Below are 13,477 nucleotides of genomic sequence, written 5' to 3' on the forward strand. Positions count from 1 at the left end.
ACCAGCGGCACCACGCCGTCGGAGCGGTTGACCAGCTGCTCGTGCTGGAACTCGTCCCGGTAGATGCGCTGGACACTGGCGTCGGGGTCAAAGTTCTGCAACTGCTCCGGGTCCACCAGGATCACATCGGCCGGGTCACCAATCTCGATGCGCCCACCCTTGACCCCGAACACCTCCGCCGGGTCGCGGGTCAGCCGGCGTACCATGTAGGCCACATCGGCATCACCGCCTTCCGCCGCCAGCCGCAGGGCCCGCAGGTTGCCATCGTAGAAGGCCATGTTGGTGAGGTGGGCGCCACTGTCGTTGAAGCCGGGCAATAGCTGCGGGTCCATCAGCAGGCGCCGCACCGTGGCCGGCTCGCGGTTGGCGGAGACGGTGTACCACTTGATGTCCAGATCGAAGGCCCGCAACATCGCCAGCACGAAGTCGGCCTCGTCCGCCACCTCGCTGAAGTACTCGGAGACGATTTCCCGCTCTTTTTCAGAATCCGGAATGGCGTCGCCGGCATTCAGCGCCCGAACCCGGCGGAACAGCTCGGCAAAGGTCTGACCCTGCCAGGCTGCCAGCGGGCAAACGTCTACCGTCATGTCCGCCAGGGTCCGGTTGAAGGCGTAGTCCTCCAGGCGAAGCAGGCGCTTGAGCCGAGCCAGGCCAAAGCCCCGCTTGCCCGTCAGCCACATGGCCCGGAAGCGGGCGATGTAATCCGGGTCCCGCAGCAGGGCCTGGCGGCCCTCCCGGTCCTCCAGTTCTTTCTCGTTCAGTGCCCGTAGTTCGGCGATCTCCTCCGCCAGGGGCGTGATGGCGCCGTCGGACCAGGTCTTGAAGGGCGCCGCCAGGGCCTGCAGGTGGAACTGGCCGCCGACCAGCCGGCTGTTCAGTACCCGGGCCAGCAACCTGGCCAGGCGCACGATCTTGCGATTGCTATGAACGTCCAGGGCCGCCACCACCGTGGTTTTCAGGGGCTTGCCATGGAACCGGCCGGAAGTCAGCAGGAAGGTCCGGATGGTGCCTACCGTGCTGTCCTTCGGCGGTGTTGCCTGCCAGGTGGCACCCCGGCGACGCACCACGTCGGTCAGGCGCTTGATCTCGTCGTAGCCGGCAAACTGGGTGGGAATGGTCTTGTGGACGTTGGGCTGGTTGGCCAGGTAATGGAACGGCAGAGCGTCGGTGGAGAAGCCCGCGTAGCCCTGGTCCAGGGCGTCCGCCAGCAGCCGCTCCATGGTCTCCAGCTCGGCCTCGGTGGGGTCCCGGGAAATGCTTTCCTCAAAACCCATGGCCTCGATCCGCAGCATGGAGTGAGGCACCAGTGTGACCAGGTTCGGGCCCAGGGTGAGGCGGTTGAGGTGCTCGATGTACTCTTTCGGGTTCTGCCAGTCGACCCGGTCCGCGGTGGCACGGAGTACCGATTTGGGGATGTTCTCCACCCGGGCATAACAATCCACGATGGGATCGGCGCCGGCCTTGCGCTGGGCGCCAAAGGCCAGCCCCAGGCTGCAGTTGGCGATCACCACCGTGGTGGTGCCGTGGCGCACCGATTCCGGCAGCCCCGGCGCCACCTCCAGTTCCAGGTCGTAATGGGTGTGGATATCGAACAGGCCCGGCATGGCCCACTTGCCCCGGCCGTCGATCACCTCCCGGGCCTGGTCAGCCTCCAGGCCGGTACCTCTGGCCACGATCCGCCCCCCGGCGATGGCGATGTCCTCGATGCCCGCATCCTGCTGGCCGGAGCCGTCGAATACCTTGGCCCCCTGAATCAGGTAATCCCACTGGAAATCACTCATACTGTCCTCACGGGAACCCTGCCGGTTCTCTCATTGTTGGTTGGCTGCGCCGCCGGACCCGGCCTCTTGTATCGTGCCGGTCCGGTTCCAGAGCTGACGCAATGTTCACAGTTTAGCCCAGGATGCCGGCCCCGCCGGAGCAATTCATCGCCCCAGAGAGAGACACGATGACCCCGGACCAGTGGTTCCAGCTCGGCCAGTTCCATGACATCAACGGCCACCGCCTGTTCGTGGTGGACGAGGGCGACCCCGGCCAGGACACCCTGCTGCTGATCCACGGCTTTCCCACCAGCAGCTGGGACTGGCACCACATCCGGCCCCGGTTGCGGCAGCGCTACCGCCTGGTGGCGCCGGACATGCTGGGTTTCGGCTTCTCCGACAAACCCCGCAAACACCGCTACTCCATTCACGAGCAGGCGGATCTGGTGGAAGGGGTGGTGCGGGCCCTGGGCCTCGAGCGTTTCCACGTGCTGGCCCACGACTATGGCGACACCGTGGCCCAGGAGCTGCTCGCCCGCCAGAACCGGGGCCAGGGCGCAGGTGAGTGGCAATCGGTGTGTTTCCTCAACGGCGGCCTGTTCCCGGAAACACATCGCGCGCTGCTGACTCAGAAACTCCTGCTCAGCCCGTTAGGGCCGCTGGTCAACCGGCTGTCCACCAAACGCAAGTTCGACAGCGCCATGGCCCGGGTGTTCGGACCCGACACCCAGCCGGACCCGGACACCCTGGCACATTTCTGGGCCCTGGTGTGCCACAACGACGGTCGTCATATTTTTCACAACCTGATCACCTACATGAATGACCGCAAACAGCACCGGGAGCGCTGGGTGGCCGCACTCCGGGACGCCAGGGTGCCGCTGGCACTGATCAACGGCTCCGCCGATCCGGTGTCCGGCGCCCACATGGTGGCCCGCTACCGGGAACTGGGCCTGCCGCTGCAGTACCTGGCAGAGTTGACCGGTATTGGCCACTACCCCCAGGTGGAGGCGCCCACCCCGGTGGCGGAGCATTACCTGCGCTTCCTCGACGCCATCACCGGCAGGCAATCCGTCGGTGCCGGCAGCCCGTAGCAACGGTAACCGTGTCCGGGCCCCGGGACCGGTGCCTGCACCAAAACGGCGCGGTGGCAGGGGCTTGCAACACCGCCGTGATTGTCCGAAGGTGAATCAGGCAATGTTCTGACGCCCATCACATCTACCGGATAAGGAGATCATTCGATGAGTGTGCTCTTGTTGATCCTCGCCGCCCTGGTTCTGATTTATCTGGGCACCAGCGGTGGCCTGGCGGCCGCTGTACTGGTTATCGCCGCCCTGGTGGGACTCTGGCTCGACCACTGGCACATCGCCAGCTTTCTGTTCGGCGGCGCCCTGCTGGCCCTGAGCCTGGTGCTGGTGCTGCCCGGCAAACTGCGCCGGGACTACCTGAGCAAGCCGTTGCTGGGATGGGTTCGCGGCCGCCTGCCCAAGCTCTCGGACACCGAGCAGGAGGCCCTGAAATCCGGCAGTGTGGACTGGGACGGCCAGCTTTTTTCAGGCCAGCCCAAGTGGTCCAAACTGCTCAGCTACACCCCGGTGCGACTGAGCGACGAAGAGCAGGCCTTCATCGACGGACCGGTGGAAACCCTTTGCGGCATGTTGGAAGACTGGGCCATCACCCATGAGCACTACGACCTGCCGAGGGAAGTCTGGGACTACATCAAAAAAGAAGGCTTCTTCGGGCTGGTGATTCCGAAGAAGGATGGCGGCAAAGGCTTCTCAGCCACCGCCCACTCCGAGATCGTGATGAAGATCTCCACCCGCAGCGTCTCCGCCGCCGTCACCGTGATGGTCCCCAACTCCCTGGGGCCGGGCGAGCTGCTGATGCACTACGGTACCGATCGCCAGAAAGAGCACTACTTGCCGAGACTGAGCAAGGGCGAGGAGATTCCCTGTTTCGCCCTGACTTCCCCGGTCGCCGGCTCCGATGCCGGTGCCATCCCCGACAAGGGCATCGTCTGCGAAGGGGAATGGAACGGCGAGAAGGTTCTGGGCATGAAGGTGACCTGGAACAAGCGCTACATCACCCTGGCACCGGTAGCCACGGTGATCGGTCTGGCCATCAAGGTCTACGACCCGGACCACCTGATGGGTGACTCGGACGAGGTGGGTGTCACCTGCGTGCTGGTGCCCCACGACCTGGAAGGCGTCAACAGCGGCGCCCGCCATATGCCGATGAACACCGTGTTCATGAACGGGCCCACCTGGGGCGAGGACGTCTTCATACCCATGGACCAGGTCATCGGCGGCAAGGACATGGTCGGCAAGGGCTGGACCATGCTGCTGGAGTGCCTGTCCATCGGCCGCTCCATTTCACTGCCGGCCCTGGGCACCGGCGCCGGCAAACTGGCCTGCCTGACCACCGGCTCCTACGCCCTAGTGCGGGAACAGTTCGGCCGTTCCATCAGCCAGTTCGAGGGTGTGCAGGAAGCCATGGAGCCGATCGCCGGCTACACCTACATGATGGATGCCGCCCGCAAGCTTACCGCCGGCATGCTGGACCGGGGCGTGCGGCCGTCGGTGCCCTCGGCGCTGCTGAAATTCCGCAACACCGACCTGATGCGGGATGTCATCAACCACGCCATGGACGTGGTGGCCGGCCGCGGTGTCATCACCGGCCCCCGCAACTTCCTGGCCCGGGCCTACCAGGCGGTGCCCATCGCCATCACGGTGGAGGGCGCCAACATCCTGACCCGCAGCCTGATGGTGTTCGGTCAGGGCGCCATCCGCTGCCATCCGTTCATCGTCGAGGAAATCGAAGCCGCCAACGAACAGGACAGCAGCAAAGGCGTGGACAAGTTCGACGGCATTTTCTACCGGCACATGGCCCACACCACCCGCAACGGGCTACGGGCCTTCGTGCTGGCCCTGACCCGTGGCCTGGCGGAGCCGGCGCCCCACAAGGGCAGCATTGAAGGCTATTATCGCCAGCTGGCCCGTTTCTCGGCAGCCTTCGCGCTGATGACCGACATCACCCTGCTTACCGTGGGCGGCGGCCTCAAGGCACGCCAGCGGCTGTCAGGGCGCATGGCGGACTGCCTGGTCAGCCTCTACTACGCGTCGGCCGTGATCAAGATGTGGCACGACGAGGGCTATCCGGACGACCAGCGGCCGCTGGTGGAATGGGGCCTGAAACAGTCGCTGTATGACTTCCAGGTGCAGATGAAGCGGGCCATCGACAACTTCCCCACCCCGGCCCTGCGCTGGCCGCTGCGGCTCATGGTCTTCCCCATCGGCGGCGCCGGCATGAAGGCCCCGGACGACCGCCTCGGCGCCACCGTGGCCGGCACCATCGTCAAGGACCGGCCGATCCGCCAGCGCCTGGCCCAGGGGGTCTACTACAACCAGAGCCCGGACGATCCGGTGGGTCGCGTGCTGAATGCCTACAGGCTTGCCAACGAAACCCAGCACCTGCGCGACCGGCTGCACAAGGCCCTCAACGAGCGCGATCCGGAGGAGCTGGGTGGCATCGACATGCTGATGGGCCACCAGCGCAAGGAACTGGTGGACTGGGCGGTGCAGGAGAAGATCATCAAGGCCGACGAGCAGGACAAGCTGCTGGAAGCCCTGACCGCCCTCTACGACGTCATCCGGGTGGATGCGTTCGATGCCGAGGGTATCAAGGATCTGGCCAAGTGCGCCGAGGGCAAGCGCCGGGTGGTGGAGCGCCCGGCCGACAAGGAGGAAAAGGCCCCGGGCAAGAAAACCGGCGGCAAGGCGGCGCCGGCCAAGGCCAAAAAGGACGCACCCAAGGCCCGCGAGACCAGTACCCGCAAACCGGCGTCCGGCACCGCCGGCAAGACCAGCCGGTCGCGGTCACTGGCCAGCAAGAAGACTTCGGCCTCGAAGAGCGGCACCGGCAAGTCGTCCGACAAGAGCTGACGCCCGGCGGTGCGGTCGGGCAGAGCCTGACCGCCCTCAGCGTTCCGAGGCGTCGCCGAACTGTTTGAGGATGGCCCGTACCGAGCCCAGATAGCCGCCCCCGAACAGAATGAGGTGGTTCAGCAGGTGGTAGAGGTTGTAAAGGTCGGCCCGCTCCCGCCAGTTGGGGTCACAGCCGCTGTGGGCCTCGTAGGCTTGATAGAACCGCTTCGGGAAGGCGCCGAAAAGGCGGGTCATGGCAAGCTCCGCCTCGTGCCAGCCGTAGTGGGCCGCCGGGTCCACCAGCACCGGCTCCCCGGCCGGGCCGCAATGGGCATTGCCCTGCCACAGGTCACCGTGGATCAGACTGGCCGGCTGCACCGGCAGCCACTCCGGCAGGCGCCGGGCCACGAGCTCCAGGCGATGGATGTCTTCGGCGTCCAGCAACTGGCTGTCACGGGCCAGCCGACCCTGGTGCATCAGCCGGGCCTCGGCAAAGAATTCATAGCCGTTGTCGGTGGCCGGGTTGGGCTGTGGGGTCAGGCCGCAAAAATTGTCGCCGCAGAAGCCGAATTGCGCTCGGGTATGGCGGTGCAGGTCGGCGAGCTGCTGGCCGAAACAGGCCCAGTAGTCGTCAGCCGGACTGCCGTCGAGCCACTCCAACACCAGGTAGCCCGGCGCCACCGCGATCACTTCCGGCACCCGGATTGTGCCGGTCGCTGCGAGCGCCTGCAGGCCTTGGGCCTCGGCTTCGAAAAACCCCCGCGGCGGGTCGCCATGAACCTTGCCAAATAACGCCTGGCCGTCGGCCAGGGTCAGCCGCCAGGCCTCGTTGATGCTGCCCCCGCTGACCGGGTGGCTGTCCCGGATCCCGCCGAACCCCAGGTTCCCCAATTTGCGGACAAGGCTGTCGGGAAGTGCCATGATTTCGACCTCCGCCTGCATGCTGCTGGATTGTCCCGGCACCAGGCTCTGCCATCGTGCTGGCCGAGCGTTACTAGAGTGCCCCTGAGATCACTACCATCAGGGCGCCGCCGGTCGTTACCAATGCCACCATGGCAATCAGGCCGTCACGGGCAATCATGGCCAGACCATAGGCCATCCACGCCAGTCCCGCCAGGTTGGCACTGAACGGGATCAGCTCCAGCATCGGCATCAGCAGGGCCACCCCGATGCAGCAGAGCGCCATCAGGTCCAGGCCGGGCCGGCGCACCATCACGATCAGTCGGGGCCGGGTCCAGCGGTCGATGAAGCGGGCCGCCGGCCGCAGCCATTCCAGCCCTTTCACCAGTTTGTCCCTTGGCACATTGCGTTCCGCCAGCCAGCGCGGCAGCCAGATGGACTGGCGGCGGAACAGCAGTTGACCGATGGTGGCGGTCACCAGAATGCCCATGATGGTCGGCACGCCGGGAATATCGCCGATCAGCGGCGCCAGCGTGATCAGCCCCGCCAGCACCACCAGCGGCCCGAACGACCGCTGCCCCACCAGGTCCAGGGTAGCGGCAACCGACACCACACGCATGTCTTTCGAGCCATCCCGAATGCGGTTCACAAGCTGTTCCAGGCTGGTCAGGTCACCGGGATCGGTCATTCGTTGGGTTCCCTCCCTCGCAGGCCGGTGGCAATGGCTTCGTCGATCAGCCAGCGCCGCAGCAACCTGAGGCCGGGCTCGCGGCGGCGGCTGGTCTTGAAGGCGAAATAGAAGCTGTCACCGGTCACCACAGGGTGACACGGCAACCGCACAAAATCGTCGGAGTCGCTGCGGTTGGCCAGCATGTAGTCGTTGGTCAGCGCGATGCCCTGGTGGAACCGGGCCGCCTCCAGCGCCAACAGCATGTGGCTGAAATGCTGCACCCGGCTGCCCGCCGGCAGGGTCTCGCCCACCGCCCGGAACCAGGCATCCCAGTCGCCGCCGTCACGGTTGTAGATGCTGTGTGTGGACAGCAGCGGATAACGCGCCACCTGGGCCGGCGTCAGCCCGGGCTGCTCCCCGGCGGCCAGCACCTGGGGCAGACCCAGCTCCCGGCACAGGCCCTGCCAATAGGGCCGGCTGCAGACCGGAAACAGTTGTTCCCGGTAAAGCAGGTCATAACTGAAGGCACTGGAGCGCGGGTCGATGGTAATGAAACAGTCCGCCACCCGGTCCGACAGCACCGGCGACTCGCTGGTCATCTCCAGCGCCAGTTCCAGCTGCGGGTGCAGGCGCTGCAGCTCCGGCAGCCTGGGCACCAGCCAGCGTACCGCAAAGGAACTGTAGACCGAAAGCCGCAACCGGGCCTGGGCCTGACCCAGCAATTGGCCGGTGACACGCTCGATCTGCAGCAGCGCCGAGGCCACAGCCTCCAGGTAGATTCTGCCCTCCTCCGTCAAGGCCAGCGAACGGCCGGTGCGCAGGAACAGCTTCTCCCCCAGGAAGGTCTCCAGGGTCTTGATCTGGTGACTGACGGCGCTCTGGCTCACGTTCAGCTCGTCGGCGGCGCGGCTGAAACTGTTAAGCCGGGCGACGGCCTCGAACACCGGCAGGGCATTCAGGGGCGGCAGCTTCATTATCCAAAAATCTCATAGCTGGGTTTTATAGATCATTTTATCGGATAACAGGCCGGATCTACACTGGCGGCGGCTGATCGGACTCACGCACAGAGGATCAGCCTGAAACCAATGCCAGCGGACCGGAAGGAGGTGGTCATGTCAGGAAAAACCGTCAGCAGCGCCATCCTTCTGCTGGTGCTCGGCAACGCCATGGCGCTGGTCTCCGATGTATTCATCAAACTGCTGGAGCCCGGCGCCCCGGTGTTCCAGTTCGCCTTCCTGCGCTGCCTGCTGACCCTGCTGATGCTGCTGCCGCTGTGGCCGATGGTGGATCGCCAGCGGCTGTTCGCTGGCCTTGGCACCCATCTGATGCGGGCCCATGTTCACCTCGCAGGCATCCTGTGCATGATCACCGCCCTGGTGAGCCTGCCCCTGGCCACCGCCAACGCCATCTTCTACGCCGCCCCCATCCTGGTGATGTTGCTGTCGGTGCTGGTGTTCGGCGAGCGCCTGAGGGCCCTGAGCCTGCTGGCAGTGGTCAGTGGCTTCGCCGGCATCCTGGTGATCCTGCGGCCGGTGGAGTTCGGCTGGGGCGCCATCGCGGCGCTGGGGGCGGCCCTGGCCCTGGCGGTAAACGCGGTCATGGTCCGCAAGCTGCCGGCCGGCCAGTCCACCGTCCACAAGCTGCTGCTGAATTACCTGCTGATCCTGCCGGCCAGCTTCGTGCTGATGCTGGTGGAAGGGGCGGCCTGGAACCCGGCGATCCTGGTGAGCGCGGTGGGCTCGGCGCTGTTCATCCTGGGCTACAACATCACCGTACTGCTGGCCTATCGCCAGGTGGACGCCAACCAGGTCACCAGCGCCGAGTACACCGGCCTGATCTGGGCGGTGCTGATCGGCTGGATCGGTTTCAACGAGGTGCCGGACCTGTGGTTTGCCGTAGGCAGCGCCATGATCGTGATTCCGCTGCTGCTGGTGGGCCTGCGCTCACGCCAGCGGGGCCGCCGCGCGCCGCGGTCCTTTGCCCGGCCCGGCCAGCCCGGCACCAGTAGCGGTTGAGGCTCAGGCGGTGAGTGGTTGATGCCCTCGGCCCATAAAGATACCAGGGGATGACCTGGTCCCATCTGGCTGGACCCAATGCGGAGTTAGGGTCATTCCTCAGCGTAGCGGACCACACGAAACTGAATGTGGCGCTCCAAAGACTGATTGGCGGAGGTACAGAAGTGAAGCTACGGTCGCAAAGCGAACATTGAGAGGCTGCTCGTCGCGATCACTTTTTTGGACTTCCATGTGGCTTAAACTGGTTTGACGCTTACTCCGAGGGGGCCGATCACGTTCCACATGGCTGTATGCGACACCCAGGCCTTTTTAAGCAAAGGCCCGAATGTCATCACAAGAGTCGGTCGCTGATCACAACATCTTCTTCAACTGCCCGTAGTCTCCTCCAGTGCGTAGTACCAGAGTGATGTCGTTGTCATTCCGGTTACGGAAGAACCAGCCATGGTTGCCTGTAAAGGCGGCTTCCAGCTCCCCTTCATCTTCCGGTACCCCCCGGCCCTTTTCATAGGAAATGGACTGGCCGCCTCCATCACCGTGGGTATCAAAGTTGATCGGGCCACCGTCAGACACCCAGGAGAACCGGGCTACCGCGCCTTCCTCCATTGTGAGTTTGAATTCGGTGCCCTCTCCCGGAGTGAGAACAACGCGCACTTCATCCTGCCACTGGGGTTCGGCAATTTCGGGTTCAGACGCTGGCTCTGGCTCCGCAGGCGCAACCTCCGCTTCCGATGCGGGCGCTGGATCCTCAACGGCTTCAGCTACGACAGGTTCCGAGACTTCCGGAGCCGTCTGATCAGCCGAGGAGTTCACCGCAACCATCTGGGCAGTCTCGTCAGCCGCAGCTTCTTCGGCGAGCTGTTCCTTGATTTCGCCCATTTCGTTCAATCCCAGCAGTCGGCCCACGCCAGTCGGGTCCAGAGCGTACTCGGCGGGCATGACCACGGTAACCAGCAGGACCAGTGCCACAATGGCTGCAATAATGGTTGATCGAATCAACTTGGCAGTGCTGGGCAGTTCTTCACGGTTGGGTATATCGGTGTTGTACATGGGGAATCTCCAGAATTAAGCGACAAAGTAACCGGTAAGCTGATAGCCAAATAGCAGGAAACCTGCACTCATCATGGCCACGTTGGCGGTGTAGGCGTGCCGGAAAAAGCCGTCGGTCTTCCGCCAAAAACTGATCGCAATCAGGATCATGGCGAGGGCGATGAGCTGTCCGATTTCCACGCCCACGTTGAAGGCCAGGAGGTTCGGAATCAGGCCATCCGGCGAGATGTCGTATTCGATGATCTTTGTGGAGAGACCGAAACCGTGGAAGAACCCGAAAATCAGCGTGGCGGCCTTGGTATTGGGCTGGAAGCCAAACCAGCGCTGGTACGCACCGATGTTGTCCAGGGCCTTGTACACGATGGACAGACCGATGATCGCATCAATGATGTAGCTATTGATGCCCACGTTGAAGTACACCCCGAGCAACATCGTTGTGGAATGCCCGAGGGCAAACAGGCTCACGTAGATGGCGATGTGCTTCATCTTGTAGAGGAAGAAAATGACACCCAGCAAGAACAGCAGGTGGTCATAGCCGGTGACCATGTGTTTGGCCCCGAGATAGGTGAAGGCGATGAGGTTTACACCGGTAATTTCCTGGATGTACCCCTTGTCGCCCTGGGCGACTGCGTGGGCGAGCACATCCGTACTCATTCCCAGCAAGCCCAGGGTCAGAAATATCCATAACAGACGACTGCCGGTGCCCGACGAGGACACGCCACGGCAACCGTCAAGCAAACTTGACAACATAAAGACTCCAATCACATTTGTTTTCTAGGGCCGCTCCAGCGGCAGGAATCAAATAGGAAGGGAGCCTTTTGGTGGGCGTTCAAGCCGATAGCGCAAACTGCGGGGAGAACCTCCGGCAAATGGAATGGCCTGCCGGAAAACGGTCGGGCTTTGGGAAACGAATGGAATCCTCAGCTGGTCCACGGTCTCGTGGGTGTGATTCCCCGCATCGTGATGCAGTGAAGGTGACTCTGGTTCTTCGTCGAAATCGTGACTGTGTCCGTGTCCACCGTGACTGCCATGGTGGCCGTCCGCCTGTAACTCCCAGTCGCCCGCTATCTCGGCCACACCGTGAGAGAACGACTCGCCAATCACCGACAGTGACAGGCCCGCCAATGCGAACAGCATGACCAGCGTTGGAAGCAGTTTTCTCTGGTGAATGGCCGAAATCATCGATTTAAATCGTCGAGCTTGTGGTTGGATTTCAACGAAAACAGAGGATACCATCCCCCCATGGGGGATAGGAATTAAACATGGTAAATGATCATACGCATCAATCTCATCCGAATATCATCAAACGCCTGAAGCGAGCGAACGGCCATCTTGAAAGCGTGATTGGCATGATTGACCAGGGAAAGCCCTGCCTGGAACTGGCCCAGCAGCTTCACGCGGTGGAAAAAGCCATTCAGCAAGCCAAGCGCGTGTTGGTACAGGACCATATCGAGCATTGCCTGGACGATGCCATCGGGCCGCTGGAGCCGGAGCAGCAGCGCCGTGTCGATGAGTTTAAGGCCATCGCCCGTTATCTTTGATTTCGCTCCTTTCTACTCTTCGATCTAGACGTTAATCACACCGTAGAGGCTCTACCGTTACGTGGACCAGGGTTCGGCAGCGGGCCTGAATGCGCTCTTTGTAAACTGTCGGCGATTCTGGCTGATGCGAGACGATTGAGACAATGGCCGCGTGGATGTTTGGGCCAATCGCCCACACATGCAAATCGCTGACCTTGGCATCGTCGACTTCGACGGCTTCCTTAACAGTTTCCTCAATGTCCTGGTGCTGCTCGTCGAGCAGGATCTTGGAAGTGTCTTTCAGCAAGTGCCAGGACCACTTGGTGACCAGAAACGCACCAATAATCCCCATCATCGGGTCCATCCAGTTCCACCCGGCATATTTACCTGCCAGAAGGGCAACAATGGCAAGGACTGACGTCAGCGCATCCGCAAGCACATGCAGGTAAGCGGCTCGGCGGTTGTGGTCATGGTGATGATGGTGGTGACCATGATCGTGCCCGTGACTGTGGCCATGCGCATGGCCTGCATCCCCCAGTATCCAAGCTGACACCCCGTTGACCACTAGGCCAATGATGGCCACGAAAATAGCCCCATCGAAAGAAATGGGAACGGGCTGGATAAAACGCCCCACGCTCTCGATAACCATGTAGAGCGCAAAGACAGCCAGCAGGATTGCTCCGGTAAAGCCACCCAGCGCATTGACCTTTCCTGTGCCGAAAGAGAAACGGTCATTGCCCGCGTTTTTCCTGGCATACGCGTAGGCGAAGGCGGCAATTCCCAGAGCCACTGCGTGGGACCCCATATGCAGGCCATCGGCCAGCAACGCCATGGAGCCATAAACGATTCCGGCCAGAATTTCCCAGACCATCATCGCCAGTGTCAGGCCCACCACGATGAGTGTGCGGGTTTCGCCAGAGCGCTTCTGATCCTGACCAAAGACGTGATTATGTTGCCAATGGTCGAGTCGTTCATGGTGCATAACAGTGTTCCCGGCAAGGCTGATGGTTGGTAGACCTGTAGGCAAAATCTCACTTTTGACCTATCCCCCCTGGGGGGATAGCATGGAATGCTACTGGAGTCCGATTTCTACCACAACCTTTCTGCTGCTTATGCTTTCACTGGTGAAGCCATGCTTGAAATTCTGAGGCACCGAACCTATCGCCATTTGTTCCTGGCACAGGTGGTTGCATTGCTGGGTACCGGGCTGGCGACGGTGGCATTAAGCCTGCTGGCGTTTGACCTGGCCGGAGATCAGGCGGGACAGGTGCTCGGCACCGCCATGGCGATAAAAATGGTCGCTTATGTCTTGATAGCCCCGCTGGCGTCGGCCCTGGCAGAGAACATACCTCGTCGTGCTCTGCTGGTTTCCCTCGATGTGGTTCGAGCGGCGACGGCGCTGGCTTTGCCTTTCGTGACCGAAGTCTGGGAAGTGTATGTGTTAATTGCAGTCCTTCAGTCCGCATCGGCGGCCTTTACACCAACCTTCCAGTCCACGATTCCGGAGACTCTTCCAGATGAGGATGACTACACCAAGGCGCTGTCGCTCTCCCGGCTGGCATACGATCTGGAAAACCTTATAAGCCCGGCACTCGCGGCGTTGATTCTGCTTGCTACCAGCTGGCAGGCGTTGTTTTCGGGCACG

Annotated in this window: 13 protein-coding genes; 5 read left to right on the top strand and 8 right to left on the bottom strand. The window is 62.6% G+C overall.

Annotation, left to right across the window (positions count from 1 at the left end; translation table 11 throughout):
- Positions 1-1,781 (bottom strand): amidohydrolase family protein (locus tag R3280_RS13135; RefSeq protein WP_318999065.1); only part of this gene is annotated, 1,781 nt, incomplete at its 3' end.
- Between the two features lie 167 nt (positions 1,782-1,948).
- Between R3280_RS13135 and R3280_RS13140 the strand changes: the two genes are divergently transcribed.
- Both R3280_RS13140 and R3280_RS13145 read left to right on the top strand, forming a co-directional pair.
- A complete protein-coding gene (locus tag R3280_RS13140) occupies positions 1,949-2,851 on the top strand; it encodes an alpha/beta hydrolase (protein WP_318999066.1) in 903 nt (300 codons plus the stop codon).
- Between the two features lie 147 nt (positions 2,852-2,998).
- Positions 2,999-5,698 (top strand): acyl-CoA dehydrogenase, encoded by a 2,700-nt coding sequence (locus R3280_RS13145; RefSeq protein ID WP_318999067.1) that lies wholly within the window; start codon positions 2,999-3,001, stop codon positions 5,696-5,698.
- Positions 5,699-5,734: 36 nt separating this feature from the next.
- On the opposite strand, the gene R3280_RS13150 is transcribed toward R3280_RS13145, so the two are convergent.
- The 3 genes from R3280_RS13150 to R3280_RS13160 form a co-directional block, all read right to left on the bottom strand.
- Positions 5,735-6,601 (bottom strand): fructosamine kinase family protein, encoded by an 867-nt coding sequence (locus R3280_RS13150; protein ID WP_318999068.1) that lies wholly within the window; start codon positions 6,599-6,601, stop codon positions 5,735-5,737.
- Between the two features lie 73 nt (positions 6,602-6,674).
- Complete coding sequence (locus tag R3280_RS13155; protein WP_318999069.1) at positions 6,675-7,268, bottom strand: exopolysaccharide biosynthesis protein; 594 nt, start codon at positions 7,266-7,268, stop codon at positions 6,675-6,677.
- The gene (locus R3280_RS13160) at positions 7,265-8,224 is read right to left on the bottom strand and encodes a LysR family transcriptional regulator (protein WP_318999070.1); all 960 of its coding nucleotides are present in this window, start codon (positions 8,222-8,224) and stop codon (positions 7,265-7,267) included. Before R3280_RS13160 ends, R3280_RS13155 begins: the two co-directional genes overlap by 4 nt.
- A gap of 138 nt (positions 8,225-8,362) precedes the next feature.
- Here R3280_RS13160 and R3280_RS13165 point away from each other — a divergent pair, with 138 nt between their 5' ends.
- A complete protein-coding gene (locus R3280_RS13165; protein ID WP_318999071.1) occupies positions 8,363-9,265 on the top strand; it encodes a DMT family transporter in 903 nt (300 codons plus the stop codon).
- Between the two features lie 351 nt (positions 9,266-9,616).
- Here R3280_RS13165 and R3280_RS13170 read toward each other — a convergent pair whose 3' ends face one another.
- Genes R3280_RS13170 through R3280_RS13180 form a run of 3 tightly spaced genes read right to left on the bottom strand, consistent with a single transcriptional unit; the run spans position 9,617 to position 11,494 of the window.
- Positions 9,617-10,312 (bottom strand): hypothetical protein, encoded by a 696-nt coding sequence (locus R3280_RS13170; protein ID WP_318999072.1) that lies wholly within the window; start codon positions 10,310-10,312, stop codon positions 9,617-9,619.
- Between the two features lie 15 nt (positions 10,313-10,327).
- Positions 10,328-11,062, bottom strand: coding sequence for a HupE/UreJ family protein (locus tag R3280_RS13175; RefSeq protein ID WP_031211333.1), 735 nt, complete (start codon positions 11,060-11,062; stop codon positions 10,328-10,330).
- A 48-nt stretch (positions 11,063-11,110) separates the two neighbouring features.
- Complete coding sequence (locus tag R3280_RS13180) at positions 11,111-11,494, bottom strand: hypothetical protein (protein ID WP_318999073.1); 384 nt, start codon at positions 11,492-11,494, stop codon at positions 11,111-11,113.
- Positions 11,495-11,574: 80 nt separating this feature from the next.
- On the opposite strand from R3280_RS13180, the gene R3280_RS13185 reads away from it, so the two are divergent.
- On the top strand, positions 11,575-11,853 hold the full coding sequence (locus R3280_RS13185; protein WP_136629953.1) for a metal-sensing transcriptional repressor: 279 nt from the start codon (positions 11,575-11,577) through the stop codon (positions 11,851-11,853).
- Between the two features lie 31 nt (positions 11,854-11,884).
- On the opposite strand, the gene dmeF is transcribed toward R3280_RS13185, so the two are convergent.
- Positions 11,885-12,814, bottom strand: a complete 930-nt coding sequence (dmeF, locus tag R3280_RS13190) for a CDF family Co(II)/Ni(II) efflux transporter DmeF (RefSeq protein WP_318999074.1) — start codon at positions 12,812-12,814, stop codon at positions 11,885-11,887.
- Between the two features lie 150 nt (positions 12,815-12,964).
- Between dmeF and R3280_RS13195 the strand changes: the two genes are divergently transcribed.
- A partial coding sequence (locus R3280_RS13195) for an MFS transporter (RefSeq protein ID WP_318999075.1) occupies positions 12,965-13,477 on the top strand: 513 nt, incomplete at its 3' end.

The sequence above is a fragment of the Marinobacter sp. genome (genome assembly GCF_033722195.1).
Lineage (GTDB): Bacteria > Pseudomonadota > Gammaproteobacteria > Pseudomonadales > Oleiphilaceae > Marinobacter.